23 protein-coding genes are annotated in these 26,213 nt (G+C 63.9%); 15 read left to right on the forward strand and 8 right to left on the reverse strand.

Annotated features, from left to right (window positions below; all coding sequences use genetic code 11):
* The first annotated feature begins 265 nt into the window (after positions 1-265).
* Together SCLO_RS19645 and SCLO_RS19650 are read left to right on the forward strand one after the other, a co-directional pair.
* Positions 266-1,747 (forward strand): ATPase domain-containing protein, encoded by a 1,482-nt coding sequence (locus SCLO_RS19645; RefSeq protein ID WP_082731047.1) that lies wholly within the window; start codon positions 266-268, stop codon positions 1,745-1,747.
* Positions 1,747-3,732, forward strand: coding sequence for a PAS domain-containing sensor histidine kinase (locus SCLO_RS19650; protein WP_066516331.1), 1,986 nt, complete (start codon positions 1,747-1,749; stop codon positions 3,730-3,732). Before SCLO_RS19645 ends, SCLO_RS19650 begins: the two co-directional genes overlap by 1 nt.
* A 48-nt stretch (positions 3,733-3,780) precedes the next feature.
* Here SCLO_RS19650 and groL read toward each other — a convergent pair whose 3' ends face one another.
* Together groL and groES are read right to left on the reverse strand one after the other, a co-directional pair.
* Positions 3,781-5,400, reverse strand: coding sequence for a chaperonin GroEL (groL, locus tag SCLO_RS19655; protein ID WP_066516333.1), 1,620 nt, complete (start codon positions 5,398-5,400; stop codon positions 3,781-3,783).
* A 48-nt stretch (positions 5,401-5,448) separates the two neighbouring features.
* Positions 5,449-5,754, reverse strand: a complete 306-nt coding sequence (gene groES / locus SCLO_RS19660; protein ID WP_007406608.1) for a co-chaperone GroES — start codon at positions 5,752-5,754, stop codon at positions 5,449-5,451.
* Positions 5,755-6,243: 489 nt separating this feature from the next.
* On the opposite strand from groES, the gene SCLO_RS19665 reads away from it, so the two are divergent.
* The 6 genes from SCLO_RS19665 (at position 6,244) to SCLO_RS19690 (ending at position 11,239) form a co-directional block, all read left to right on the forward strand.
* Positions 6,244-6,972: a Bax inhibitor-1/YccA family protein gene (locus SCLO_RS19665; RefSeq protein WP_066516334.1), complete on the forward strand. Its 729-nt coding sequence runs from the start codon at positions 6,244-6,246 to the stop codon at positions 6,970-6,972.
* A 46-nt stretch (positions 6,973-7,018) separates the two neighbouring features.
* Positions 7,019-7,633 (forward strand): HdeD family acid-resistance protein, encoded by a 615-nt coding sequence (locus tag SCLO_RS19670; protein ID WP_066516335.1) that lies wholly within the window; start codon positions 7,019-7,021, stop codon positions 7,631-7,633.
* A gap of 285 nt (positions 7,634-7,918) precedes the next feature.
* A complete protein-coding gene (locus SCLO_RS19675) occupies positions 7,919-8,569 on the forward strand; it encodes a YoaK family protein (protein ID WP_066516336.1) in 651 nt (216 codons plus the stop codon).
* 205 nt (positions 8,570-8,774) lie between these two features.
* Complete coding sequence (locus tag SCLO_RS23500) at positions 8,775-8,942, forward strand: hypothetical protein (protein WP_164542692.1); 168 nt, start codon at positions 8,775-8,777, stop codon at positions 8,940-8,942.
* A 179-nt stretch (positions 8,943-9,121) separates the two neighbouring features.
* Entirely contained in the window at positions 9,122-9,466 is a 345-nt protein-coding gene (locus tag SCLO_RS19685; protein ID WP_066667017.1) for a YciI family protein, read from the forward strand.
* Positions 9,467-9,532: 66 nt separating this feature from the next.
* Positions 9,533-11,239 (forward strand): cation:proton antiporter domain-containing protein, encoded by a 1,707-nt coding sequence (locus SCLO_RS19690; RefSeq protein WP_066516444.1) that lies wholly within the window; start codon positions 9,533-9,535, stop codon positions 11,237-11,239.
* A 59-nt stretch (positions 11,240-11,298) separates the two neighbouring features.
* Here the strand turns inward: SCLO_RS19690 and ybaL are convergent, their stop codons facing one another.
* Both ybaL and cls read right to left on the reverse strand, forming a co-directional pair.
* A complete protein-coding gene (ybaL, locus tag SCLO_RS19695) occupies positions 11,299-12,993 on the reverse strand; it encodes a YbaL family putative K(+) efflux transporter (RefSeq protein WP_066516446.1) in 1,695 nt (564 codons plus the stop codon).
* Positions 12,994-13,051: 58 nt separating this feature from the next.
* Entirely contained in the window at positions 13,052-14,473 is a 1,422-nt protein-coding gene (gene cls, locus SCLO_RS19700; RefSeq protein WP_066516448.1) for a cardiolipin synthase, read from the reverse strand.
* A gap of 645 nt (positions 14,474-15,118) precedes the next feature.
* On the opposite strand from cls, the gene SCLO_RS19705 reads away from it, so the two are divergent.
* A complete protein-coding gene (locus tag SCLO_RS19705; RefSeq protein ID WP_066516337.1) occupies positions 15,119-17,578 on the forward strand; it encodes an NAD-dependent epimerase/dehydratase family protein in 2,460 nt (819 codons plus the stop codon).
* 88 nt (positions 17,579-17,666) lie between these two features.
* Here the strand turns inward: SCLO_RS19705 and SCLO_RS19710 are convergent, their stop codons facing one another.
* Complete coding sequence (locus SCLO_RS19710; protein WP_231923439.1) at positions 17,667-18,449, reverse strand: sensor histidine kinase; 783 nt, start codon at positions 18,447-18,449, stop codon at positions 17,667-17,669.
* Positions 18,450-18,731: 282 nt separating this feature from the next.
* Here SCLO_RS19710 and SCLO_RS19715 point away from each other — a divergent pair, with 282 nt between their 5' ends.
* Positions 18,732-19,244: an Hsp20/alpha crystallin family protein gene (locus SCLO_RS19715; protein WP_066516343.1), complete on the forward strand. Its 513-nt coding sequence runs from the start codon at positions 18,732-18,734 to the stop codon at positions 19,242-19,244.
* Between the two features lie 104 nt (positions 19,245-19,348).
* Here SCLO_RS19715 and SCLO_RS19720 read toward each other — a convergent pair whose 3' ends face one another.
* Positions 19,349-20,044: a Crp/Fnr family transcriptional regulator gene (locus SCLO_RS19720; protein ID WP_197419156.1), complete on the reverse strand. Its 696-nt coding sequence runs from the start codon at positions 20,042-20,044 to the stop codon at positions 19,349-19,351.
* Between the two features lie 125 nt (positions 20,045-20,169).
* Entirely contained in the window at positions 20,170-20,748 is a 579-nt protein-coding gene (locus tag SCLO_RS19725; RefSeq protein WP_231923440.1) for a helix-turn-helix domain-containing protein, read from the reverse strand.
* 538 nt (positions 20,749-21,286) lie between these two features.
* Between SCLO_RS19725 and SCLO_RS19730 the strand changes: the two genes are divergently transcribed.
* The 3 genes from SCLO_RS19730 to SCLO_RS19740 all read left to right on the forward strand — a co-directional run bounded on the left by SCLO_RS19730 (position 21,287) and on the right by SCLO_RS19740 (position 23,941).
* Complete coding sequence (locus tag SCLO_RS19730; protein ID WP_007406253.1) at positions 21,287-21,622, forward strand: DUF5335 domain-containing protein; 336 nt, start codon at positions 21,287-21,289, stop codon at positions 21,620-21,622.
* Positions 21,623-21,653: 31 nt separating this feature from the next.
* Positions 21,654-22,562, forward strand: a complete 909-nt coding sequence (locus SCLO_RS19735; protein WP_030541378.1) for a YfdX family protein — start codon at positions 21,654-21,656, stop codon at positions 22,560-22,562.
* An 89-nt stretch (positions 22,563-22,651) separates the two neighbouring features.
* Complete coding sequence (locus SCLO_RS19740) at positions 22,652-23,941, forward strand: glycoside hydrolase family 130 protein (protein WP_082731045.1); 1,290 nt, start codon at positions 22,652-22,654, stop codon at positions 23,939-23,941.
* Between the two features lie 161 nt (positions 23,942-24,102).
* On the opposite strand, the gene SCLO_RS23605 is transcribed toward SCLO_RS19740, so the two are convergent.
* Positions 24,103-24,558 (reverse strand): hypothetical protein, encoded by a 456-nt coding sequence (locus SCLO_RS23605; protein ID WP_156442250.1) that lies wholly within the window; start codon positions 24,556-24,558, stop codon positions 24,103-24,105.
* A gap of 64 nt (positions 24,559-24,622) precedes the next feature.
* Between SCLO_RS23605 and SCLO_RS19750 the strand changes: the two genes are divergently transcribed.
* Complete coding sequence (locus SCLO_RS19750) at positions 24,623-25,456, forward strand: class I mannose-6-phosphate isomerase (protein WP_231923441.1); 834 nt, start codon at positions 24,623-24,625, stop codon at positions 25,454-25,456.
* Positions 25,457-25,736: 280 nt separating this feature from the next.
* Positions 25,737-26,204, forward strand: a complete 468-nt coding sequence (locus tag SCLO_RS23065) for a glycine zipper 2TM domain-containing protein (RefSeq protein ID WP_169800551.1) — start codon at positions 25,737-25,739, stop codon at positions 26,202-26,204.
* Positions 26,205-26,213: the final 9 nt, after the last annotated feature.

Genomic DNA, 26,213 nt, shown 5'->3' on the forward strand with positions numbered 1-26,213 from the left:
CGGGCGGGTAAAGCTCGCCAGGCTCCTCGAGTCGGGTAGCGGCTGACCGGCACCTGCATGACAGACTGATATAGCTCAGGGACGATTACATCTCTGATCCGGCACCCTTTCTGGCGGGGCGCCGTGGGGCAGCAATCCAGGCTTCGCTGGGTGCTTTGTCGGCATGTTCAACGAGGGTCGCTCCTGCCCCGCGATACGTCGTCAGGCGGCGCGGGGCGCGCAGAACGGTCGGGGGAACCCGTGCTCGAAGGGGGCAAGTTGTACGGTGAATAGCGAAGAGCCTGCTGGAACGGGAGTGCCGGGCCTTGATGACATCCTCGGTGGAGGGTTGAGCCGCGGCAGAGTCTTTCTCCTCGAGGGCCTGCCGGGAACGGGCAAGACCACGGTCGCGATGCAGTTCCTGCTCGAAGGGGCCCGGAACGGAGAGAAGGTGCTGTATCTGACGCTCTCCGAAAGCGAGGAAGAGCTGCGCGCCGCCGCCGCAGCGCACGGGTGGGCGCTCGACGGCGTCGAGATCGTCGAGTTGATCTCCCCCGATAGCCTCGTTGACGAGAAGCAGCAGCAGAGCTTGCTCTACTCGTCGGACCTCGAGCTGGTGGAGACGACCCGGAGAATATTCGAAGCCTTCACGCGATCGAAGCCCGACCGGCTGGTCCTTGACAGCCTCTCGGAAATAAGACTGCTGTCGCAGAGCTCGCTCCGCTACCGGCGACAGGTCCTCGCGTTAAAGCACTATTTCGCGGGCCAGGGCACGATCGTGCTGATGCTCGACGACATGACGACGGAGACCGAAGACAAGACCGTTCACAGCGTCGCGCATGGTGTGGTCTGCCTGGAGGAGCTCGCAAGAGAATACGGTCCGGAGCGCCGGCGGATCAGGGTCGCCAAATATCGCGGGCGAGGCTTTCGCGGCGGCTATCACGACTTCGTCATCGAACGAGGCGGCGCCCGCGTATTTCCGCGCCTGATCTCGGCCGAGCACCGGTCCAGCTTCGAGCGCGACAAGGTCACGACCGAGATCACCGAACTGGACGCGCTGACGGGGGGTGGTCTGGAGCGTGGATCGAGCGTGCTGATCCTGGGCCCTGCAGGAACGGGGAAGTCTCTTCTCGTGCTGACGTTCGTCGCCGCGGCCGTGAAGAAAGGAGAGAAGGCGGCGTTGTTCGTGTTCGACGAGGAGGTCGGGCTCCTTGCCGAACGCGCAAGAGGGCTCGGAATCGACATCATCGCGATGATGGACGCCGGTGCCTTGCAGGTCGAGCAGATCGACGCCGCCGAGCTCACCCCCGGAGAGCTTTCAGCGCGGGTCCGGAAATGCGTCGAGGAGAATGGCGCGAGGACGGTGGTGGTGGATAGCCTTAATGGTTACCAGGCCGCGATGCCGGGCGAGAACGCCCTGGTGCTGCACATGCACGAGCTGCTGCAGTATCTGAACCGCCAGGGCGCAACGACGTTCGTGACCATCGCGCAGCACGGGCTGGTCGGCGATACGCGAACCCCCGTCGATGTCACCTATCTCGCCGACACGGTGATCCTGCTGCGCTACTTCGAGACGCGCGGCCGTCTCCGCCGGGCGATCTCGGTCGTGAAAAAGCGAACCGGTGCGCATGAAGACACCATCCGCGAATATAGCATTGGCGCCGACGGGGTCCGGATCGGCGAAGCGCTGGTCTCGTTCCAGGGAATGGCGCGCGGCGTGCGCAGCCTCTTCGGGGATGCACCTGAGCTGATCGAAGAACGCCATTGATGCCCGAACTTTCGGAGCGCGCGCTGATACTCGCGCCCTTCGGCCGGGATGCAGACGTCGCCGCAACCGTTCTGGCGAACGCCGGCATCACCGCGCTCGAATGCCCCTCGGTCGAACGGCTGGTCGAGGAGATCCGGGCAGGCGCAGGGCTCGCGGTCGTTACCTCGGAGGCGCTGATCGGTGCCGACACCGGCTCGCTGCAAGCATGGATCGCGGACCAGCCAGAATGGTCCGACTTTCCGTTCGTGCTGCTCGTGCACCAGGGCAGCGGGCTCGAACGCAACCCCGAGGCTGCCCGCTTGCTGGAGCGGCTCGGGAACGTCAGCTTCCTCGAACGCCCCTTCCATCCGACTACCCTCATGAGCCTGGCGCGCGCGGCGCTGCGCGCCCGCCGCCGGCAATATGAGGCACGCGCGCGCCTCGAGGAGCTGCGTAGCCTCGCTGGCTCCCTTGAGCGCAAGGTCGAGGAGCGGACCGCCGAGCTAACGTTGGGCGAAGCGCGGATGCGGGCGATCTTCCAGACCAACAATCAATATCAGCTGCTCATCGATCTCGATGGGACCGTCCTGGACGCGAACGCCACGGCGCTGGCGGGGATCGAGGCGCGGCTCGAGGATGTGGTCGGCAAGCCCCTATGGGAGACTCCGTGGTTCGCGCATTCGCCCGACCTTCACAACGCCGTGAAGGCTGGTGTGCTGCGGGTCGCAGCGGGCGTGACCTTGCAAAAAGAATTGACCATCCATCTTCCGATCGGCCCGCGCTCATTCGACGTGGGCATGCGGCCGATGCGTGGTCCGCAAGGCGATACGCTGGCACTCATCGTGGAAGCGCTCGACATCACCGACCGCAAGCGGGCCGAGGAGGCGCTCCGTCAGGCGCAGAAGCTCGAGGCGATGGGTCAGCTTACCGGCGGCGTCGCGCACGACTTCAACAACCTCCTGACGCCGATCGTGGGCGGGCTGGACATCCTGAGCCGCAGCGGACTTGGGACGGAGCGCCAGCGCCGCCTCATCGAGGGTGCCATACAGTCGGCCGAGCGGGCGAGGGCGCTCGTGCAGCGGCTGCTGGCCTTCGCGCGGCAGCAGCCGTTGCAGCTCCGCGCGATCGATATCGGCACGCTGGTGCGCGGCATGGTCGAGCTGGTCGGATCGACGATCGGGCCGAAGATCAGCTTGTTGATCGAGGTGCCGGAAGGGCTGCCTGCCGCGCGCGCCGATCACAACCAGGTCGAAATGGCGCTCCTCAACCTTTGCGTGAATGCGAGGGACGCGATGCCCGAAGGGGGCACGCTCCGCATCTCGGCATCCGAGCGGCATTTCAGCGCGGAAAATGACGAGGGCCTGAGCCCAGGCAGCTATATCAGCCTCGCGGTCGCGGATACCGGGATCGGTATGGATGAGGAGACAGCCAGGCGAGCCGTCGAGCCGTTCTTCTCGACCAAGGGGCTGGGCAAGGGAACAGGGCTTGGCCTTTCGATGGCGCATGGCCTGGCGCGGCAACTCGGCGGAACCCTCACGATCACGACCGTTCCCGATGCTGGGACCCGGGTGGACATCCTCCTTCCCGTGTCGACGGAGACCCCGCAGCGCGCGGCGCCAAAGGTCGAGGGAACGCTGCCCCAGGAGGGAACCGCCCTTCTTGTCGACGATGACGATCTCGTCCGTTCGAGCGTCAGTCAGATGCTCTCCGCGATCGGCTATGAGGTGACCGAGGCGAAATCGGCGGAGGACGCGCTGGAGCTGGTGAACAGCGGCATGAACCCGAGCGTCGTGGTCACCGATCATCTGATGACAGGGATGTCGGGCGCGGCCCTCGGCCGCGCGCTGCGGGCGCGCACGCCCGTCCTGATCGTCTCGGGCTATGCCGAGAGCAGCGAGATCACTCCGGACTTTCCGCGCCTCATGAAGCCCTTTCGACAGGACGAACTGGCCGCCAAACTGGCCGAGATCCGGGCGGCGGCGAGCGCGACCGGTGACTCCGCCTAGGAGAAATGCACTCAGTGTTCGGATGGGGGCCTTGCGGCCCCCAATCCTTTAATAGTCCATCGCGGGAACCGGCGCCGGCTTTTCGTCCTTCGGCAGCTCCGCGATCAGCGCCTCGGTTGTGATGAGCAACCCTGCAACCGACGCCGCATCCTGAAGCGCGGTGCGCACGACCTTGGCCGGGTCGATCACGCCGGCCCGGACGAGATCTTCATACTCACCGGTGGCAGCGTTGAAGCCCCAGTTGTAGTCCGATCCCTCGCCGAGCTTCCCGACCACGTAGGCGCCGTCCTCGCCGGCATTGTCGACGATCTGGCGCGCCGGCGCCTTCAAGGCCCGGCGGACGATCTCGATGCCGGCCTTCTGGTCGTCGTTGGCCGCGGAGAGGCTTTCCAGCGCCTTGACCGCGCGGAGCAGCGGGATGCCGCCCCCGGGCAGGATACCCTCCTCGACCGCAGCGCGCGTGGCGTGGAACGCATCGTCCACCCGGTCCTTCTTCTCCTTCACCTCGACCTCGGTGGCGCCGCCGACACGGATCACGGCGACGCCGCCGGCGAGCTTGGCGAGCCGCTCCTGCAGCTTCTCGCGATCATAGTCGGAGGTGGTCGTCTCGATCTGCTGGCGGATCTGCGCGGCGCGGCCGTCGATGTCCGACTTCTGGCCGGCGCCATCGATGATCGTCGTGTCGTCCTTGTCGATCACCACCTTCTTGGCGCGACCGAGCATGTTGACGGTGACGTTCTCGAGCTTGATGCCGAGGTCCTCGCTGACGACATTGCCGCCGGTGAGGACGGCGATGTCCTCGAGCATCGCCTTGCGCCGATCGCCAAAGCCCGGCGCCTTGACGGCCGCGACCTGGAGGCCGCCGCGCAGCTTGTTGACGACCAGGGTAGCCAGGGCGTCACCCTCGACGTCCTCTGCGATGATCAGCAGCGGGCGGCCCGACTGGATCACCTTTTCGAGCAGGGGCACCAGCGCCTGCAGGTTCGAGAGCTTCTTCTCGTGGATCAGGATGTACGGATCTTCCAGCTCGACCCGCAGCTTCTCGGGGTTGGTGATGAAATAGGGCGAGAGATAACCGCGGTCGAACTGCATGCCCTCCACGACTTCGAGTTCGGTCGCGAGGCTCTTTGCCTCCTCGACGGTGATGACACCTTCGTTGCCGACCTTTTCCATCGCCTCGGCAAGGATCTGGCCGACCTCGGTGTCGCCGTTCGCGGAGATCGTGGCGACCTGGGCGATTTCGCTGTTCGCGCTGATCCTGCGCGCATGCGCCTTGAGATCGTCGACCACGGCTCCGACGGCGAGATCGATGCCCCGCTTCAGGTCCATCGGGTTCATGCCGGCGGCGACCGACTTGGCGCCCTCGCGGACGATCGCCTGGGCGAGGACGGTCGCGGTCGTGGTCCCGTCGCCGGCGAGATCATTGGTCTTGGACGCGACCTCTCGGATCAGTTGCGCGCCCATGTTCTCGAACTTGTCCTTCAGTTCGATCTCCTTCGCGACCGTGACACCGTCCTTGGTGATTCGCGGCGCGCCGAAGCTCTTGTCGATCACGACGTTGCGGCCCTTCGGTCCGAGGGTCACCTTGACCGCGTCTGCGAGCGTGTCCACGCCCCGCAGCATGCGGTCACGCGCGTCGGTCGAGAAACGGACTTCCTTTGCAGCCATTGTATCGTTTCCTCCTATGTTCGCGTGGATTTCTGTGGGTGCGCCGCCCTATTTCGACGACGCTTCGGTTTCTACGATCCCGAGGATGTCGCTCTCCTTCATGATGAGCAGTTCCTCGCCGTCGATCTTGACCTCGCTGCCGGACCATTTGCCGAAGAGGACGCGATCGCCGGCCTTAACGGACAGCTCGACCAGCTTGCCGGTCTCGTCGCGGGCGCCGGGGCCGACGGCGACGACCTCGCCCTCCTGTGGCTTCTCCTTGGCAGTATCCGGGATGATGATGCCGCCGGCCGTCTTTTCCTCGGCTTCGATGCGACGCACGGCGACACGGTCGTGCAGGGGACGGAAATGCATGCATTACCTCCAAAGCAGATCATGATGTGATGACCCTCCCGTTCGCGGGGAACGGTCGGTTTCGGCAGAGCTAGGAAGACGATTTTCGACCATCAAGAGATCTGCCGCACTTTCCTGGCGCTTCACCCATGTGAGTGCCAATGCGCATGCGCGGTCGCGCAGCGCACGAGCGGACACTGCCTCGAGAGTCGCGGCGACGAGGTGATGTAGATCAGCGGGCGATTGCGGTTGATTCGCTACGGGACTGCCCAAGAGGACCGGAAGACTTCGGCAAGGACGGACAGCCCGTGATCTCGCTTGGTTCAGTGCTCCAAAGGTGGGTCGCGCGATGGCCCTTGCAGATCGTGAACGCGGGCGCTGTGCAGCGCTCGACGAGCCTTCATAGATCCGGAACGCTTCGAACGGCTTCCAGGCCCAGTCGGGAAGGCGCGCAAGGCCGGAACGGCACGTGCTTCCTCGATCGCTGCACCTTCCGTTGGAGATTTGCAGATGAACACGCCATTTGAAACTTCTGGCGCGGATTTGCACGGCGCCTCCGGGCGAGCGGTAGCTTACGACCCCGGTCTTCGCCGTTACATGCTTGGCATCTATCGCACGATGGCCCTGGGACTGGTCCTTACCGGGCTTGTCGCCTTCCTCGTCGCCGGCACCCCAGCTCTCTATCAACCGATCTTCAACACGCCCCTCAAATGGGTCGTGATGCTGGCGCCGCTCGCCTTCGTCCTGTTCTTCTCCTTCCGCGTCGAGCAGATGAGCGCCAACACTGCGCGGATCGCTTTTTATTCATTCGCGACCATCATGGGGCTGTCGCTGGCCAGCGTCTTCCTGGTGTTCACCGGCACCAGCATCGCGCTGGCGTTCTTCTCGGCCGCCGCCCTGTTCGCGACGATGTGCCTGTGGGGCTATACGACCAATGTCGACCTCTCGCGCTGGTCGACCTTCCTCATGGTCGGGCTCGTCGGCGTCATCATCGCAAGCCTGATCAACCTGTTCCTCGCCTCCGACACGCTGCAGTTCGCCGTCTCGATCATCGCCGTGCTGGTCTTCACCGGCCTTACCGCCTGGGATAGCCAGCGCTTGAAGAATCAATATTTCGCCTATGCGGGGACAGAATCAGCCGAGAAGCTCGCGGTGATGGGGGCGCTATCCCTTTATCTGGATCTCATAAACCTGTTCCAGCTCCTGCTCAACCTCATGGGGGAGCGTGAACGAGCATAGCGACGTCACGTCATGCGCCCTTTAGGGTGCCAAAAGAGGAGGCCTTATGGTTGGAGTCAAAGTCGATGCCGTTTCCGGCGTGTCCGACGCGGTCGGTCAGCAGATGTTAGGGACACTGCGCCGCAACTGGGGATGGATCGTCTTTCGCGGTGTCCTCGCGCTCGCGCTTGGCGTGGTATCCTTCCTGTTCCCGCTCAGCGCCCTGTTCGCCTTTGCGATGGTATTCGCCGCCTATGCCGGTGCCGATGGAATCCTTTCCATGGTCGCGGCGGTGCGCGGCGCCCGGCGTAAGGAGGAGCGCTGGTGGGCCTACGTGATCCGCGGGATCATCGGCATCGCGACTGCGGTCCTGTTCGTGCTGATGCCCGAGGTCATGACGGTCGGCTACGCTCTGGTCACGCTGGTCATGCTGGCGATCTGGGCTATTGTGACCGGCGCCCTCGAAATCGTGGCCGCAACGAGCCTGCGCAAGGAGATCAGCGGCGAGTGGTTGATGGGGCTCTCAGGTGCCCTCTCGGTCGTTCTTGGGATCGTGATCATCATCCTGCTGGTCCTCGATCCCCTCACAACTTTGCCTTCGGCCGCGTGGGTGATCGGTTCGTACGCGATCTTCGCTGGCGTTGTTCTTCTCGGGCTCGGGTTCAAGCTTCGCCGGGCTTAATGGCTCGCCCGTTGCGACTGGCCCAGGCCCCAACAATTTCGCTAGCGCGGCAGGGAAGTATTTGGAATTCCCTGCCGACCGGCTCCAGCAGCAGGGCCGTGCCGCTCACCAGACACTCACATTGCATGGGCTCGGTCGCCAGGCCTGGCTAGGGAGCGTCCAGCGCCTGTGCGCTGGCGATCCGCCCCGACGAACCTTCTACCGTTATCGCTTTCTGGTGGCGCGGACTGGAAGCGGCGTGCCCGCCCGGGCATCAGTTTCGGATAGCAGGAGTATATGGGTTCAATGATCGGCGTGCTTGAACGGCGACGAAAGTGGCTCGCCTTTTGTCTTACCGGGCTGGCGGGCTACGTCGACGGGCTCGGCTTCCTGGCCGCAGGCGGGATGTTTGTGTCGTTCATGAGCGGCAACTCCACACGGCTCGCCATCGGGGCGGCCGAACGGTCGGTGACGGCGTTGATCGCGCTGGGATTGATTGGTGCGTTCCTCACGGGGGTGATCGCAGCCACGCTCGTGGCCACCCTGGTTCAGAAGCGCCGGAAGTCCGCTGTCTTGGGACTCGTGTCATTGCTCCTCGCCTCGAGCGCGACGCTCGCGCACGCCGGCGCGGGCGCATTCGCACCGCTGCTCATGGCTGCTGCGATGGGAGCGGAGAATCTTGTTTTCCAGCGCGATGGCGAAGTGAGCATCGGCCTCACCTATATGACCGGTGCGGTCGTGAAGGCGGGGCAGCGGATCGGCATGGCGCTGCTTGGCGGACCCAGATGGGATTGGCTCCCACACTTGTTGCTGTGGTCGAGCCTCGTCACAGGGGCGATCATAGGCGCGCTTAGCTTCCACCGGTTGGGCGTCGACGGCCTCTGGTTCACAGCGCTGGCCGCGCTTCTCCTCGCCGTCTGGGCAGGCCTCATCGAAAGGACGGGCGAACCGGCGTAATCGCTGCAGGCGTTCTATCCGCGGCCTTGAGGCTGTGGCCGTCGCCTTTTCGGAAGGACGCGCGCACGTCTTTGCCGGCGACCGCCTGAGACAAGCCAAGCGGAGCTGATCTGAGTCAGGGCCTGGTCCATCCTGACAGGCAGAATGTGCAGTCGGTTCGCGCGGATGCAGAGGTGCAGCGCTCACTTTGCTGGAGAATGAAAGGATGACGGACCCCAAAGCGTCGGTGAATCCCGACAAGGACAGGAAGCCGGAACTGGCACCTGATGAGAGCGTGGCCGAGGAAGGTCAGGAGGGGACGGATCTCGACCCGGTCGACGAAGCGATCGAAGAGTCTTTCCCCGCGAGCGATCCGCCGAGCTGGACGCTTTGAAGGTTGGCAGCAGGCCTTTCGCGCCGGAGATCCGAGCCGGAAAGGAGAACGTGCAACGCCGACGATCTCGACGGTTTAGTTGGACATTGCCACAAGCTGCCTTCGCCGACGTTTTCTGATGGCGGCTGCACGCGATGCTTCTAGTAACTGGATGGATCGAGCGAAGCGAAGGACTGGGCATGGCAAAGTTCCTGGCGTTGTACATTGGATCAGCAACAGACGCGGAAAAAGTCGCGTCACCGATAAGTCCTGACAAGCAGTCAGAGGGGATGGCTGCTTGGGGGGCATGGATGGGCAAGAACGCTGACAACATAAAAGATGCTGGCGGCCCGCTCGGCCGGACCCTGCGGGTTTCCTCGTCGGGCGTCGAGGCAGGGCGAAACAGCCTCACCGGCTACATCATCGTCGAAGCGGACACGCACGAGGCTGCCGCGCGCCTTTTCGAGAGCCATCCTCATTTCACGATCTTTCCGGGCGAAGCGGTCGAAGTCGTCGAGTGCCTCGAGATACCCGGAGCAGAGTGAAGCGAGCAGCCCCGACCCGCCGCCCTTGGCGGAAAGCACTTGATCCCCGCGAGAGGCGTCCGGTTCATGCTTCACCACTTTCTCGTCGATGCGGTGATCCTGATTTTCGCCTCCCTGGCGTTCGTCGCGCTCTTCACAAAGTTCCGCCTCTCTTCGATTGCAGGATATCTCGTCGCCGGATCGGTCGTAGGGCCCTACGGGCTTCACCTCGTTTCCGCGAATGAGGGAACCCGTTTCCTCGGTGAGCTCGGCATCGCCGCGCTGATGTTTGTCATTGGCTTTGAATTCTCCTGGCCACGCATTGTCGCGGCCCGTCGCTTGGTTTTCGTGCTGGGCACGCTTCAGGTCGTTGTCACCGCATTGCTCGTAGCCGGGGTCGCCCTCCTCGGGGGACTGTCCCTGACCGCATCATTGATCCTGGGCTTTGCACTCGCGCACTCGTCGAGCGCCATCGTCCACAAGCAGCTACTGGATCAGGACGAGGTGACGACCAGTCATGGCATAGCAACGACGGGTATCCTCCTCTTCCAGGATCTCGCGGCCCTCCCTGTCCTGCTCTTGGTTGGCGCGGTTGCCTCGGGCGCTGAGCAGGACCTCGCCGGCCTGATGTTGCGGTTGGGCGCTGCCGTGCTCGTCTTCACGGGTGCCGCGCTCTTCGCGCGCAAGACGATCGGCCGCATCTTCGATTGGATCGCTCGGAGTGGATCCAACGAGCCGCTGATGCTTGCCGGGCTGGCGTTGGTTGCAGGCGTCGCGCTTCTCGCCGAGATGATCGGTCTCTCCCTGGCGGTAGCAGCCTTCATCGTCGGCATGGTCGTCGCCGAGAGCAACTACCGCCATCACCTCGCAGACGAGCTCCGGCCGCTGCGGGACATCTTCCTCGGTCTGTTCTTCCTGACGATCGGTATGAGCGTTGATTGGTCGATCGTTCTCACCGAGCCGGCGGCGACGGTCGGCGCGGTGGCTATCCTCGTCCTCGTGAAGCTCGCGATCATCTTCGCTCTCGCGCGGTTCAGCGGACTTGCGACCAATGCGGCATTGCAGACCGCGCTGGTCCTGGCGCACGGCGGCGAGATCTCCCTGCTCATCCTGACCCAGGCGATCGGTGGCGGCTTGCTGCCGGAGGTTGTGGCGCAAACGGCACTCGCAGGGACGGCCGTGAGCATTTTCCTGGCTCCGTTCCTCATCCAGTTCAATCGGCGCATCTCGGCCGAGGTCCTGTCGACGCCGCAGCTGGTCGCTGAGCCAGACGTCATGATCGGCGGCTCGGCGGGCGATCTACGCGGTCACGTCATCCTGGCGGGGTGCGGCCCGGTCGGACGGCTGGTGGGTACGGTTCTGAAGGCGAGCGGGATACCTTATATCGCGATCGAGCGCGACGTTGACCGGCTTCGGATTGCCCATCGCGAGGGGCATCAGGTCATTTTCGGTGACGCAACACGCCGCGGCGTGCTTGAGGCAGCCAACATCGATACGGCCGCAGTGGTGGTCGCCCTTCTGAACAGCCAGCCAAGGCTAGAGCAGCTGGTACGCCAGGTTCGGCAACTCAATCCGGCGTTGCCAGTCCTTGTCAGCACGAGAGACAATCGAGGTCTGACATCCATCGCCAAGGCCGGCGCGACCTACATCTTTCCGGAGAACTTGGCTGCGGGCTTGGGGCTGGCAGTGCAGACCTTCGTCGCGCTTGGTGTCTCTCCGGAAGAGGCGCTCGCCCGCGTCCGGGCGGTCCGCCTCCGCCTCAATCCTGAGCTTCGAGCGTTGCGGACGATCTGACCCGTCGCTGGAAACTGCCCTTGCATGAAGGCGGCGCTCAGCGACGGAATCATTGCCGATTAGCTCTCCACCAGGTGAGCGAGTCCGTCGACATCCTCGGACTCCGCTTCTGAGACCAGCGCCGCCATCTTGGCTGCTGCTGCCTTCTCCGCCAGGACGATTGCGTCAGCACCCATCGCCTTCAGGTGGTCCACCTCCGCCTCCGAATGGGCACGCGCGATGATGCGCAGGTCCGGGTTCATGGCGCGGGCACGCTTCGCGATGATCGCGGCTTCGAACCCCTCAGGGATCGCGATCAGCAGCGTCGATGCCCCGGTGATGCCGGCCCGCGTGAGGATGGAAGCTTCGGTGGCGTTACCCTGGACGGCGCGCAGCCCTTCCGCTTGCGCTGCTTGCACGGCCTCTCTGCTGTCCTCGACTATGCTCAGCGCGTATCCCGAGGCCCCGAGCGTTGCAGCGATGAAGCGGCCGACTCGGCCATAGCCCACGATGATCACATGCCCAGGGGGCGGGCCCTGCTCGGGCGCCGGCTCTTCTGAAGATCCTTCCGCAGGGCCGGCGTGCCGAAGTGGACGAACCCCCTGCCTGGTTACGAATGAAAAGAGCAGGGGATTAAGGAAGATCGAGATGATAGCGGCCGCGAGGATCAGGTCCCGGCCTTGGGGAGGCAGAAGGCCGGCGCTGACGCCAAGGCCGGCAAGAATGAACGAGAACTCGCCGATCTGTGCCAGGCTTGCCGAGATCGTGATCGCGGTTTGGTCACGATATCCGAACGATCGGACGATGGCATAGGCAGCCGCGGACTTGCCGACCAGGATGATGGCGAGCGTCGCCAGAAGCGCAATCGGCTGATTGAGGATCACCGCTGGGTCGAACAGCATGCCGGCCGAAACGAAGAACAGGACGGAAAAGGCGTCTCGGAACGGGAGGATCTCCTCGGTCGCGAGCCGACTGAGCTGGGTTTCACCCAGGATCATGCCGGCGAAGAAGGCGCCGAGAGCGAACGAGACGTCGAAGACGAGCGCGGCGCCGAAGGCAACCCCAAGGGCGATCGCGAGTACTGCCAGACGGAACAACTCGCGGGAACCGGTATCGGCCACCCAGTGAAGGATTGCCGGCATCGCGCGGCGGCCCACGAGGAGCATCAGCGCAATGAAGCCCGCCACCTTCATCAGCGTAGTGGTCACGGCGCTCGCGGCAGCGGCGCCCGCGTTCGCCGATGTGCCCGACAGGATGGCGGCTACGGACGGCAGAAGCACCAGCGCCAGCACCATCACCAGGTCCTCGACTACCAGCCAGCCCACCGCGATGCGGCCTTGATCGGTCTGGACGAGGTTGTGCACCTGAAGAGCCCGCACTAGGACGACAGTGCTCGCAACGGATAGCGCGAGACCGAAGACTAGGCCCTGGCCAGCGCGCCACCCGAGCGCCCAGGCCAGCGCCATGCCGAATAGCGTTGCGACAACGATCTGGATCAACGCTCCAGGGACCGCGATCTTTTTCACTGACAGGAGATCCCGCAGCGAGAAGTGCAGGCCGACGCCGAACATCAGGAGAATGACACCGATCTCGGCAAGCTGCGATGCGATTTCCGGGTGCGCCGCGAAGCCGGGCATCGACGGCCCGACGAAGGCGCCAGCGAGCAGATAGCCCGCGATCGGGGATATCTTGAGCCGGTGCGCCACGGTCCCTGCGATGAAAGCAGCGACCAGGCCGGCGACAATCGTGGCGATTAATGGTGCGTCATGGTGCATGGTCATTCCATCAATAGCAAAGTCTCGTTCTCACTCCGGCTCAGCTGGTCCGAGCAGATCACAACAACGGGCTGAAGAGCCGCGCTACGTTCTCGGCACACTTGCGCGCGAGATTGCGGCGCTCCCAGTCGCTTGCTCTCAGTGGAACGGATTGTTCCAGCCTTGAGCGCTCGATCTGGCGCAAGGTAAGTGTCGCCTCGCGGTCGTAAAGGACGAGGTTGATCTCCGAATTCAGGGCAAATGATCGCATGTCGACGTTGCTCGATCCGACGACGGCGACTGCCTCATCGATGCTCATATGCTTGGCGTGCAGGAAGCCCGGCTGGAACAGGTGGATCACCGCACCGGCCGACAGCAGCTCGGAATAATAGGACTGCTGGGCGAGGTGTACGAGCGGATGATCAGAGCGGCCGGACAACAGCAGGTGGACCTCGGCTCCCTTAAGGATCGCCACCTGCAACGCTTGCAAGAGGGGCTCGCTCGGGACGAAGTAGGGCGTGGAGATCAGGACACGCTCTCGAGCTGAGTGGATGAGGGCAACGAAAAGCTCGTCGATGCCCCCATGCTCGAGATCGGGCCCGCTCGGCAGAACTTGCCCGAGGCTGCTGCCCGCGTCCTCCGCCGGGGGGTAGAGATGTCCGTCGGCGAGCTCCTTCTCCGTCTCGAGGAACCAGTCCGCCACGAAGACCGCCTGCAATTCGCCGACAACCGGCCCTCGGACCCGAACCATCACCTCTCGGTTTGGCCAGCCCCATCCCTGATCGGAGTCGATGATGTTCTGGGACCCGGTGTAACCGGTCCGTCCGTCGATTACGGCGATCTTGCGGTGATTGCGCAGGTCGAAGCGCGTGGTGCGGCCGAGGACGCGGATCGGCAGCATTTCGTGAACCTCGACGCCTGCGGGCCGCAGCTCCCGCTCGATGCGGGCGGCCCACGTGCGCGATCCGATCGCATCGACCAGCACCCTGCACCTGACGCCACGCAGCGCCGCCTGGCGCAGCGCGGCGATCACTTTCTGGCCGGTGGCGTCCGTGGCGAAGATGTAGAAGAGAAGGTGGACATGGTCCTCGGCGTGCCCGATATCCTCAACGAGGAGATCGATCGTCGCGTCGTAGTCCGTCAGGAAGTCGACCTCATTGCCTTGTAAGAGCGGCATGCGACCGATCCCGCTAACGAGGGAAGCCGCTGACGCCTGGACGGGCGGCAGCTCGGCCGGCCGGGCGACCCGGTCGATGCAGGAAACCGCCCGGTCAATGATCGGCCAGAGTTGCGCGACGCGCTGGCGACGCCATCGAGGGTGGGATGGCCGGCCGATCGCCAGATAGAGGACGAGGCCGAGCCACGGCGCCACGAAGAAGAGGAGCAGCCAGCTTTGCGTCGCAGCCGGCGACCGGCGAAAGGGAACAACGATCAGCGCGCCGATACGGATCGCCCAAGGCGCTGCGGCGGCCAGCCACTCGAGAGCGACGCCCAGGTTCACCTCATCGCCTTTGGCGATGAGGAAGCCGTGTTGCGAAGTGATCCGATCCCGGCGTCGCGGCCGCGGGTGAACGCCTTTTGTGGAGCGTGCCTCCCGACGCATTCTTTGTGGAGGTCCAGAGAGGCTAAAGTCGTGTGGGAGGCGATCGGCTCGGTTCGGTCCATGGGCGTTTGGTCGATCAGCATGCTGGGCTGGGAGACCACTTGGCGCGTTGCGCACGGTGCCGCCTCATGCCGGCGGGCCGGCGTCCTCGTACACGAACCGCTGCTGCCGCTTCCGGATGACGCGAGCCGCGCCCGTTAAGATCAACTCGCACATAATCACCTCCTGGAAGGAGCGAGCTTCCCACCGGCAAGGTGGCGCGGCCCTGACATAGCTCAGGACGAGCTCGACGAGAGTTAAGGTATGAGCTGCGCGCCGGACCTTCCGGAACCAGGTGATGCCCAGACGAAGGGTAGAATGGCGTAGCGCGTGCCGCCGTGCGTGACGGCCGAAGGGCCAGGTGGGCGCTCGGGCTCGGCGCCTTGCGTCGCCCCGACGTTCAGCTCGTGCGGCAGATGTGCTCGCGCCATGCGCCGGCGTCGCGGTGGGGATCAGGTCGGCGTGGCCGTGAGGCCAACACGAGACAGATCGGGGTGGGCACACATGGATAAGCCACTTGTCATCATCACCGGCGCGACGGGCAATCTTGGACGTTCGGTGGCGGCTGTGCTTTCGGCGGATTACCGGATCGTCGGCCTCGATCTCAAAGCAGAGGCGCTAACCTTCCCGGTGATCAAGGTCGATCTTGCTTCGGACCAATCTGTGCTCGATGCCCTGGCGCAGATTCGCGCAAGCCATGGTGGACGCGTGGCGTCGGTGATCCACCTCGCTGCCTACTTCGACTTCACGGGCAAGGAACATCCGCTCTACCGGTCGGTCAATGTAGAGGGCACGCGCCGGCTCCTGCGAGCGTTGCAGGGCTTCGAAGTCGAACAGTTCGTCTATTCAAGCACGATGCTCGTGCACGCGCCGTGCGCGCCGGGCGAACAAATCGACGAAAGCTGGCCGATCGATCCCCGTTGGGCCTATCCGAAGTCGAAGGCGCTGGCCGAAGAGGTAATCCGCGAAGAACACGGCTCCATCCCCTATGCGATCTTGCGCTTCGCCGGCGTGTACGACGAGGAGTCGGCGGTGCCTACGCTGTCCAATCAGATAGCCCGGATCTACGAGCGCGAGTTCGAGAGCTTCTTCTATTCGGGCTCGCCGCTAGTGGGCCAGTCCATGGTCCATCGCGAGGATCTTGTCGAAGCTGTCCGTCTCGCCGTTCAACGCCGGGATACGCTGCCGCCCGATGCGGAGATCCTGGTCGGCGAGCCCGAAGCGCTGGGGTATGATGCGCTGCAAGACGAGATCGGATATCTCATCCACGGCATCGAGGACTGGCCGACGTTGCGAATACCAAAGCCGGTGGCGGCAGTCGGTGTCTGGGCTCAGGATAAGCTCGAGCCCGTCGTCCCCGACGCAATCGACGAGGGTGAGAAGCCGTTCATCAAGCCCTTCATGATCCGGCTTGCGGATGACCATTACGCGCTGGATATCGGCCGCGCCGAGAAACTGCTGGGCTGGCGACCCCATCATCGCCTCAAGGATGAGCTCCCGAAGATGATCGCGGCGCTGAAGCGCGATCCTCTGGCTTGGTACAAGAGAAACGGTCTCCGGCCGCCGCACGATCTCGCCGAGGCCGCCGCGCTGGGCAAACATCCTGAGGAGGTCAGGAGGGCGAGCGACGAGCGCTACCGGATGGAGCATTCCGAGACGCGCTGGGCGCATTTCGTAAACTTCATGCTCGGAACCTGGCTGCTCACTCAGCCGCCGCTGATCGGAGTAGCCGAGCCTCTGCTCCGATGGACCGAGATCGTCTCCGGCGCGCTGCTGATCGTCTTCGCATCGCTGTCGCTGAGCTGGCACGCGCCCTGGGCGCGATGGATATCGGCCGCGATAGGCGCTATCGTGATGGCAGCGCCGTTTGTCTTTTGGACCGACAATCCAACAGCATACCTTTCCGACACGCTGGTGGGTATGTTGATCTTCGGCTTTGCCGTCGGGACAAAGCCCGAAGTGGGGCCGTCACCCCTGGCGCGAGTGACCGGTCCGCAGGTGCCTCAGGGGTGGACGTATAATCCGTCGAGCTGGACCCAGCGCGTCCCGATCATCGCCCTTGCACTGATCGGCCTCTATGTCTCCCGTTACCTCGCAGCATATCAGCTCGGCTATGTGTCCGACGTCTGGGAGCCCTTCTTTCAGGGGAGCCTCGAAGACCCGCGCAATGGCACCGAGGAGATCATCACCAGCGAAGTCTCGGAAGCATGGCCTGTTTCCGATGCCGCGCTCGGCGGCTACACCTACGGCCTCGAGATCCTCACCGGGATCGTCGGGTCGCGCGCGCGCTGGCGGACCATGCCGTGGCTCGTGCTTCTGTTCGGACTGATGATCGCCCCGCTCGGCATTGTCTCGATCTTTTTCATCATCATCCAACCGATCTGGATCGGCACCTGGAGCACGCTGGCGCTGATCGGCGCCGCGGCGATGCTGATCCAGATACCCTACTCGCTGGACGAACTGGTGGCGGTCGGCCAGTTCCTTCGCCGCCGCGCACGGGCAGGCAAGAATGTGCTTCGGGTCTTCCTGTTCGGAGACACGGACGAGGGCGGCGCCGGTGATGTGCCTGACGAGTTCGACCGGCCGGCCCGCGCGATCATGAAGGACGTGGCGATCGGTGGCGTGAGCCTGCCCTGGAACCTGTCCATTGCGGCCGTGCTGGCGGCATCGCTCTTGTTCACGCGGGTCACGTTCGGCGCGGCTCCGCCGATCGCAGATTGGGATCATCTGCTTGGATCGCTGGCGCTGACCGTGATCTCGGTAGCCGCCGCCGAGGTCGCACGCTCCGTCCGCTTCCTGCTCATCCCCATTGGCGCGGCGCTCTGTGTCACGCCATTCGCTTTCGGCGCAGAGGCTCTGCATGCGGCATATAATGTGCTGCTAGGTCTTGCGTTGATCGGTCTCGCCATCCGGAGAGGCGAGGTGTCAGCGCAGTACGGGTCGTGGAACCGCCTGATTGCCTGACCATGGCAGGCGCGGCGGGACTCGTGACACGCGGCCGCAGCGCGGCTGAGACGCGAAGGGTGCCGCGTTCTTTCGCGGTGGTATCGGGTCAGGACCTGCCCGGCGCTGCTCGCGGCAGGTGCAGGATGACTCGGGTTCCCGCGCCCTGGTCGCTCTCGACTGCGACATCACCGCCAAATTGGGTCGCGAACCTTCGGACCTGGCCCAACCCGAGCCCGGTTCTCTTGAGCGACTGCCGCGTCGTGAAGAACGGATCGAAAACGCGGGTCAGAACGTCGGGCGCGATGCCTTCGCCGGAATCGACCATTTCAAGCCGAACGAAGTCGCCCGCTGCGCCTATAGGGCTCGCCGTGCTTCGGAACGTGTTGAAGGCTCGCAGGACCAGCACGCCACCCTTTGGCATCGCGTCGGCGGCGTTCGCCAGGAGATTGAAGAGCGCAAACTGGAGATAATTGGGGAGGACGCGGACCGGCCAGAGGTCACGCGCGATCTCTGTCCGAAAGTCCACGCCGTCTCCCAGAATGGTGCTGGCCCGCGCTTCCAGCCCGCGGATCAGCGCTTCAACCGAAATCCGCTCGGTCGTGACGCCGCGATCGGTACTGAGCTCCGCAATATCGTCAACCAGGGAAGCGGCATTCCGGATCGCGTGCTTCATTCCGGCTACGAGGCGCGCCAGCTGCTGCTGATCCGCTCCGCGCTCGATCGAGACCAGACCGGAGGCGATCACCGCCAGCATATTGTCGAGGTCGTGCGCCATTCCACGCATCAGCATGTCGGGTTGGCGAACGACCCGATCGGCCGGGCTGCTCAACACAGTCGTGATGTCCATGACCACTCCTTCGGTCGACGGATGCCAGGCTTCGGTCGCCATGCCATGCCGGAGCATATCGCGACCGGCGCCAATCCGGGGCTGAGCTAAATCAGTGTTAGCCTGCCCGGAGCGCTTACCGATGAAGCTCGCCACCGGCCGCCTCGGCGGGATTGACTGGAAGTACCAAAGTAGCGTGGAGAGCTTTGTGCCTTAGCCGGCGAAACGGCGCAATCACGCGCCGGCGCGTTCAGCCTGAGGCGACCGGCCACCCAGCTTCTAGTCAGCGTGCCAGGCATGTCGGCGGCTCCGCGATGACGCTGTTCGAAGAAGGAGTTAGATGCCATGTCCATTCGTGATCTGATCCCCTGGAGCCGTCAGGAGAACAAGGTTCCTGCTCAGGTCAGCGCTGCGGGCGCTGCGAGCGACCCGGTGCTCTCGCTGCACCGGGAAGTGAACCGCCTGTTCGAGGATTTCTTCCGCGGCTTCGGTGTGCCGGCGCTCGCCGGCGTCGAGCGAGGGCTCCTCGCCCCGAGCGTCGAGCTTGCCGAAACCGACAAGGAAATCCGAGTCATGGCCGAACTCCCCGGACTCGACGAAAAGGACGTGGAAGTGACCGTCGAGGAAGGCGTCCTCACGCTCCGTGGCGAGAAGAAGTCGGAGGTCGAGGACAAGGACCGGGGTTATTCCGAGCGGAGCTACGGGCGATTCGAGCGCCGCATCGGCCTTCCCAATGGTATCGAGCAGGACAAGGCGAGTGCCACGTTCAAGAAGGGTGTTCTCACCGTCACGGTGCCGAAATCGGCGTCTGCCGCCGAGAGCGTCCGCCGCATCGCCGTCAATTCGGGTCAGGCATGATAGTGACCGCCCGTGGGCCGCGTGCCCACGGGCGGGGCCATCTCAGTGATTGCGCCCGTTCTGGTGAAGTTGTCCCACTCCCGGCAACGGCATATCACACATGATCAGAGCAGAAGGCGAGGGTGCTCCCGAGTTGACAGTGTATAGCCCGAAAGGTTGATCATGAGCTGCCGGTTGCGGATCACGAGCGAGTTCGCTGCGATCGCTGCCAGATCGCCGCGGCGAAGTTGCTGCATCGAGCGGCTGACATGGGTCTCAGATAAGCCGAGGAGGTCAGCCAGATGGCGACGCTGCAATGGGAAATACGACATCGCATCGTGCCCGAGGTCCAACGCAACGAGGCGATCTACAAGCTCAAGGAGGAAGTAGGCTAGGCGTTCAGCGCCATTCTGCTTCGCGACAAGCGCAATGCGGCGATCGGCGCGGCGCTGGTCCTCCATGAGCGCGAAGACCATCGCCTCGGAGAGCTGGCTCTGCCGCTGAAACAGCTCGTCGATATTGCGCCCTGTCAACACGCACAGCGTCACGGGGGTTAGGCTTTCGACACCGCTCTCCGAATCACCCAGCATCAACTGTTGAAGACCGATCAGGCTACCCGGCAGCAGAATGTCGATGATCTGTCGTTGCCCGGTTGGTGTAAGCTTGTAGCGATATGCCCATCCCGCATACAGCGTGTACAGCTTTCCGGCGAACCGCCCAGGCTCGATGATCACGCGGCGCGCAGGAACATCTATCTGATTATTCTTGAGGGCGCGCACAAAGCTGAGCTCGGGCGCTGTAAACTTCTTGAACAGCGCCAACCGGCGAAGCGCGCAGTCCTCACACGGTATGAAGTTCATTCGAGTCCGAACCCGTTCCCATAACCAGTGCGCTATAGCAGAGGTGGGCCCACATGTCACACGGCCGCTGCGTGGGCCCGGCGCCGTCAGATCGTGACCACCGCCGCCGCGAGACGCGCAAGCCCGATAGGATCAAGGATTTCCAGGTTGCGCCCATTCACCTGCACATAGTTATGCCGTTGCAGCAGAGTGAATGTACGGGTCACGGTCTCGCTGGTTAACCCGAGATGGTCGCCGATGTCGGCTCTCGACATGAGCAGATGGAAGTGGCGACGCCCCTCCAGCCTCTGCATGAGATCGAGAAGAAAGAACGCTAGCCGCTCGATGGCATTCGACCGCCCGAGCAGGAAGCCGGTGCGTAGCGCGATCCGATAGGTCCGCAGAAACCAGGTCGTGATCGTGGCGCATGTGAAGTGATCGAACTGCGACAGGCCCTCAAGCACGCTGCGATCCGTCATGATGAGCGAGGTCGGGCACAGGGCCTGGGCGAACTGGCTGCGCACCTCGTCGCGTTCGAGCAGAATGAATTCCCCCGGCAGGTAGAAGCCGCCGATCCACCGGCGACCATCCTCGGAGATGATGCTGGTTTGGATGGCGCCCGAGAGGATCCAGTAGAGGCCATCCGACTCGGGCCGCGCAGGGAGTTCCTGGCGGTCCTTCAACATGATGAGTTTGGAGTTGAAGCCATTTCCTAGAGGCGGAGGAACGACCTTTCGCCCGCGATTCATCGCGGGCGTCTCCGTCTCAAATAAGCAGCCGAGCCGTTCCACATGTCACGACGCGTAACATATGTCACGGCATTGGGCAATCTCTATGGCCGAGTCGTGCCACAGTTCGACCGCCAGAAAGCTGAGCTATGTCAGGGCGGCAGAGGGCCGGGCCTGCAATTCCAGGCGCGACCTGGAGAATATCGATGAGCGCGTTGAGCTGGATATCGGCCAAGATCGCGATCTCGCCGCCCGCGCCGGTCCCGCCAGCGGACGGCCGGGTGGATCAAGATCCGATGTTCAGGATGTCGGGAAGCGGCTCGGGAAACTGTGGCCAAAACCTTCAAAGGCATTCCGCAATTCGCAGCTCTTCAGGAGGAAGCGCTGCGGCAAACCGCGCCCCGCGGACCGGGGGCTCGATGCGGGACGGCCGATATCCTTTCTCGACGAGAAACCCCGGCGAGCGGTCCCTCGCCCTTTGTGAAGGAGTCGAACCGTGAACGTCGTTCCTAAGGCGGAATGGCCACAATATCTGAACCGCGTGTCCCGCGGCCTGACCGGGCTTCGAGCCGAAATCGAAGTCGCATCGCTCGAACTCGGCGATCAGATCGAAGCGCAATACCTGCCGATCACCGGAATCTTCTATGACCACAAGGATGACTTGGTCGGTGTGACGCTCGAGGGGCTGGATCACATGATCCGCCACCCGCAGTCGATCTATGTCGAAGAATCCGGCGATGGCGTTGCGGCGATCGCGGTGATCGATCGCGACGGAACGAATCACCTCATCAAGCTGAGGCGGCCGCTAGCGCTGCCCGCTCCCGACCAATGAGCCCGTATCCTCAACAACCAAAGGGAAGATCATGAAACGCAGTCTTTTCGCCGCGACCGCAGCCTCCGCCCTCATCTTGACGGCGGGCTGTTCCAAGCAGGACGCCGACAACCAGGCCGCCGAGAACACGACCACGGCGGCGAACAACGCCACCGCGCAGGCGACGCCGGCCCCGCCGGTCGATCGCGAAGAGCTGCTCCAGGACGCCGTTTCGGCGCTGCAGGAGACGGAGAATGCTCTTGCCGCGCTCGACAAGAAGGATGCCAAGGCCGCGACCGCCGCTCTCGAGCGCGCGACCGGCAAGCTGGAAATCGTGCTCGCGCGCAACCCTAACCTTGCTCTCGCCCCGGTCGACGTCAGCGTCGTCAGCTACGACGTCCTGGGTTCGGTGGACGCCGTGAATGCGCTGCGGAAATCGGCCGAGGATGCGCTCGAGGATGGGCGGCTGCAGGAAGCACGCCATCTCATCGACGGGCTGGCGAGCGAGACCGTCGTGCGGGTCAGCAATCTCCCGCTCGCGACCTACCCGGACGCGATTAAGGCGGCCGCGGTCCTGGTCGCGCAGAACAAGCTCGATGAAGCGAAGGCGGCGCTCGAAGCGGCGCTCAGCACGATCGTGATCCGCGACGTGATCCACCCGCTGCCGCTGACGCGGGCAAGCGCGGCAATCGAAGAGGCGCGCAAGCTGGCCGCGAACGCCCAGCGGGGCGCCGGAGACGAAGCGAGGATTCAGCGGCTGCTGACCACTGCACGCGAGCAGCTCCGGCTCGGTCAGGCGCTCGGCTATGCGACAAAGGACGAAATGAAGGATCTGCTGAAGACGGTCGACGAAATCGAGGACGGCACCAAGAACAAGGGCGCGGCGACCAGCATCTTCGACAAAATCCGCGAGCGCTTCAAGAAAGCAACGGAGTCGAGTCAGCCTGCGGAAAAGAAGTGAGCTTTTGCACTCTCTAGGCAGTGCGGCAGGCGCGGACGCCCTCGGGTTCGACGGTTCCGCCGGTCGGCAATGAGGGGAAACATAGGAAGATGAGTGCGGACGTTCCGATCCTGCGAAGTCCGCACTTCATCAAACCCGACCATCGAAGAACGGTTATACGAACGTTCATGCCCGGCGACTCGCCGAATGCCTTGGAGCAGGGTCAGACCCGGGCCGAGCGCATTGTCGAGCGGATCCTCGGCCTGCCTGAGGATGAATTGGCGGACGAGTACGCACGGCTGCTGAGTGTTCTTTGCGGCCGCCACCGCGACGTGGAAAAGGTCTTTCTCCAGCGCTACGAGAACGCCAGAGAACTGCTCCGCGGGAGCTTCTCGGCGAGTGGCGCTCGCGCAAAGCTGATCGGCGCCTATTTCAGCGAGGAATATGCCTACCAGTCGGCTGCCCTGTTCAACCCGAGCATTGTCAGGCATCCGGATCAGTCGGGTTGTCCGCCAGGCGCGCTGCGGTTCATCCTATCGCTACGGGCGATCGGCGAAGGGCATCTTTCGTCCATCGCCTTCAGAACGGGCACCTGGCAGCCAGGGAGAGACATCGTCCTAGATGCGGCGAGCCCGCTGGCGGCCACGCCCCGAATCGAATATCCCGAAAGCGATGATGCTGCTGTGCATCTTCATTGCGACGACAGCCGCGACCTTTCAGAAACCGTCCTGTTCCCGATCCTCGAGCGGCAGCGTGGCGGCATTGAGGATCTTCGGCTCACGAGCCTCGAAATGGAGGACGGGTCGACACTGTTTGCAGGGACGTACACGGCGGTCGGGGGACGAGGAATCGCCCAGGAGCTGCTCGCCACCCGAAACTTCATCGACTTCAAGATGCACCGGCTCGAGGGACTGATCGCCGCCTCGAAGGGAATGGCGCTGTTTCCCCGCCTGATCGAGGGCCGTTACGCGATGCTCGGTCGGCACGACAATGAGAATATTTGGCTTCTGCTGTCCGAAAACCTGCATCACTGGGACGGCGGCATCAGGATCGTAAACCCGCGATGGACATGGGAGTTCACACAGCTCGGCAACTGTGGATCGCCGATCGAAACTGCCGATGGTTGGCTCGTCTTCACGCATGGCGTCGGAGCGATGCGGGAATATTGCATCGGTGCGTGCCTTCTCGATCGATCGGAGCCCAGCCGTGTGATCGCCCGCACACGCCGGCCGCTGCTGCGCCCGTCCCCGGAGGAGCGATACGGCTACGTTCCGAACGTCGTTTATAGCTGCGGCGCGCTGCTGAGCGGGAACGACATATTGCTCCCATATGGCGTCGCGGACAGCTTCACTGCCTTTTCGACCTTGAGTCTTGATGCTCTGTTGGCCGCGATGGACTAGGCGGTAGCGCAGGGTGACGGCCGTCGCAGCCCTCCGGCTGACATGGGTCAGCCAGCCAGACGGCTTCACCGTTTACAAAGCACCACGTTTTCGGCGCCGCCGACGCGCGATCTCGTGGAGCTGCCTGCGTGCCGCACACCTTGCCCCTTTGCCTGCTCCGGTCAGCACTTCTGATTGCGCTTCCGCTTAGCGGTGCTGGCGCGCTTGCGCAGGACGGGAAGCCTCAGCAGCCGGTCGGGGAGATGTTGGACCGCGCGGGCAAGATTGTCGTGCAGCCCGCCCACGATGTGGGTGTCGCCAGGACCGAGATTCCGCCGGTGCTCCTCAAGGCCGCAGAGGATCCATATAGCGTGGAGAAGCTTGGAACCTGCCGCGAGCTCACAGAGGCGATCAAGGAACTGAGCAACGTCCTGGGCCCTGATTTCACCACTGCGCGCCAAAGGCGAGAAAATCGGGCCGGGAGAATAGCCGAAGCCGGCGGCAGGTCCGTGGTCAATGCCTTGATCCCCTTCCGCGGCATCGTCCGGGAGATAACAGGCGCCGCTCCCGCGCAGCGGCGCCTGAATGCCGCAATTGACGCGGGCTACGCCCGGCGTGGCTTCCTCAGAGGGCTCCATTACGCCCGCCACTGCCGCTCGAACTTCTAGAAGGGGAGGGGACGCCTTGCCGGTTTTCCGATTGGTGACAAAAACGGTCAGAAAACCCTGGGGCCGGCGGTCGCTTGGATCTGGGTTCGACGACGTAAGCGCGGGCGAGGAGCCCATCGGCGAGATCTGGTTTGAGGTTCCGCACGGGAGCGGCCTTGGTGAACCAGAGCTGCTGGTCAAGCACTTGTTCACAAGCGAGCGGCTCTCTGTCCAGGTTCATCCTGATGACGCCGCCGCGAAGGCGCACGGGCTCCCCCGGGGCAAGAGCGAAGCCTGGCAGATCCTCGAGGCAGAGCCAGGGGCGAGCATTGCCATGGGATTGCGCGAGCCGATTACGAAAGACCGGCTGCGCGCCGCGGCCAAGGACGGCTCGATCGTAGCTCTGCTCGATTGGAAGCCGGTAAGAGCGGGTGACTTCTGGTACGCGCCGGCAGGCACGATCCACGCTATAGGCGCAGGGCTCAGCCTGATCGAAATTCAGCAGAATGTGGACGTCACCTATCGGCTCTACGACTATGGTAGCAATCGCGAGCTCCATCTTGACGAGGCGGTGGAGGCTGCCTGCCCGGCGCCCTACGAGGCTCCATTCGCCCCATTCGAACTGGCGCGGGGCAGGCGCGTGCTTGCCGCCGGAGGGTCGTTCGTGGTGGAACGCTGGGCCGACACTTGTACCGGCATTCTGGCGCCGCGGCGAGGCGAGCCGGTTTGGTTGATACCCCTCCGGGGCGAAGCGGTCGTGGGATCGGAGCCGATTGAGCCCGGCGGCGTGTGGATCGTCGCTGGCGATGCCGGCGTCAACTTCACCGGCTCGTGCGAACTTCTCGTCGCCTATTCCGGCGGAGCGGTGCACGAGGCGCTCATCAGCTGATCCTGGAATGGACCGGCAGTCCTGAGGCGGGCTCCCCATCGAACCGAAAATGGCTTGGTGAAATGAGCTAGATCAGTGCCGGACGGAGGCCCTGCGCATAGCGAAGCCGATGATCCCGCCTCGGTGGGCTTCTCCAAGGATGGGCTTTGAAATGCCTGCTAGCCCGCTTCGCCGCGCCACAATCCTGACATTGCTTCTCGCGTGCGGGAATCCCGCGATTGCCCAGACTTCCACCGCTTCGTCTTCAAGCCGGACCGAAGGCCGCAGTGAGCAGTACAATGTGCCCCCGCCGCCTGGCTACAAGCCGTCTCCTGGCCGGTTCGTGCAGTCGGACCGCGAGCGTGAGGAGGATGATCGCTACAGCCGCGAAGCCGAACGGTGGGCGGCAGAAAATTGCATAGCGGACCGTCGGAGCAACGTCGCGGCAGGCGCGGTGATCGGCGGGCTGATTGGAGCGCTTGCCGGTTCAGGGCTCGCGGGTCGCTACGATAGAGCCCCGGCAACCGTCCTTGGCGCGGGTGCAGGCGCGGTCGCGGGCAGCGCCATCGCGAGGAACGCCAGCCCCGACTGTCCGCCCGGGTTCGTGGTCAAGGCAACGCCCGAGCCTTTCTATCCGCCACCCGTCTATCCGCACGTCTATGTGGCGCCGCCGTGGTATGATCCCTGGATTTGGTACGGGGGCCACTGGATCTACAGGCCCTATCCCTATCACCGATACTGGTACAAGCGCCACTGGCGACGCCGCTAAGTGCCGGAG

The sequence above is a fragment of the Sphingobium cloacae genome (assembly GCF_002355855.1).
Taxonomy (GTDB): Bacteria; Pseudomonadota; Alphaproteobacteria; order Sphingomonadales; family Sphingomonadaceae; genus Sphingobium; species Sphingobium cloacae.

What these genes read in the sequence shown, in the direction of transcription:
- SCLO_RS19650 (WP_066516331.1), top strand. Translation starts at nt 1,747, where the DNA reads ATGCCCGAACTTTCGGAGCGCGCGCTGATACTCGCGCCCTTCGGCCGG.
- groL (WP_066516333.1), bottom strand. Translation starts at nt 5,400, where the DNA reads ATGGCTGCAAAGGAAGTCCGTTTCTCGACCGACGCGCGTGACCGCATG.
- groES (WP_007406608.1), bottom strand. Translation starts at nt 5,754, where the DNA reads ATGCATTTCCGTCCCCTGCACGACCGTGTCGCCGTGCGTCGCATCGAA.
- SCLO_RS19665 (WP_066516334.1), top strand. Translation starts at nt 6,244, where the DNA reads ATGAACACGCCATTTGAAACTTCTGGCGCGGATTTGCACGGCGCCTCC.
- SCLO_RS19670 (WP_066516335.1), top strand. Translation starts at nt 7,019, where the DNA reads ATGGTTGGAGTCAAAGTCGATGCCGTTTCCGGCGTGTCCGACGCGGTC.
- SCLO_RS19675 (WP_066516336.1), top strand. Translation starts at nt 7,919, where the DNA reads ATGATCGGCGTGCTTGAACGGCGACGAAAGTGGCTCGCCTTTTGTCTT.
- SCLO_RS23500 (WP_164542692.1), top strand. Translation starts at nt 8,775, where the DNA reads ATGACGGACCCCAAAGCGTCGGTGAATCCCGACAAGGACAGGAAGCCG.
- SCLO_RS19685 (WP_066667017.1), top strand. Translation starts at nt 9,122, where the DNA reads ATGGCAAAGTTCCTGGCGTTGTACATTGGATCAGCAACAGACGCGGAA.
- SCLO_RS19690 (WP_066516444.1), top strand. Translation starts at nt 9,533, where the DNA reads ATGCTTCACCACTTTCTCGTCGATGCGGTGATCCTGATTTTCGCCTCC.
- ybaL (WP_066516446.1), bottom strand. Translation starts at nt 12,993, where the DNA reads ATGCACCATGACGCACCATTAATCGCCACGATTGTCGCCGGCCTGGTC.
- SCLO_RS19705 (WP_066516337.1), top strand. Translation starts at nt 15,119, where the DNA reads ATGGATAAGCCACTTGTCATCATCACCGGCGCGACGGGCAATCTTGGA.
- SCLO_RS19710 (WP_231923439.1), bottom strand. Translation starts at nt 18,449, where the DNA reads ATGGCGACCGAAGCCTGGCATCCGTCGACCGAAGGAGTGGTCATGGAC.
- SCLO_RS19715 (WP_066516343.1), top strand. Translation starts at nt 18,732, where the DNA reads ATGTCCATTCGTGATCTGATCCCCTGGAGCCGTCAGGAGAACAAGGTT.
- SCLO_RS19725 (WP_231923440.1), bottom strand. Translation starts at nt 20,748, where the DNA reads ATGTTGAAGGACCGCCAGGAACTCCCTGCGCGGCCCGAGTCGGATGGC.
- SCLO_RS19735 (WP_030541378.1), top strand. Translation starts at nt 21,654, where the DNA reads ATGAAACGCAGTCTTTTCGCCGCGACCGCAGCCTCCGCCCTCATCTTG.
- SCLO_RS19740 (WP_082731045.1), top strand. Translation starts at nt 22,652, where the DNA reads ATGAGTGCGGACGTTCCGATCCTGCGAAGTCCGCACTTCATCAAACCC.
- SCLO_RS23605 (WP_156442250.1), bottom strand. Translation starts at nt 24,558, where the DNA reads ATGGAGCCCTCTGAGGAAGCCACGCCGGGCGTAGCCCGCGTCAATTGC.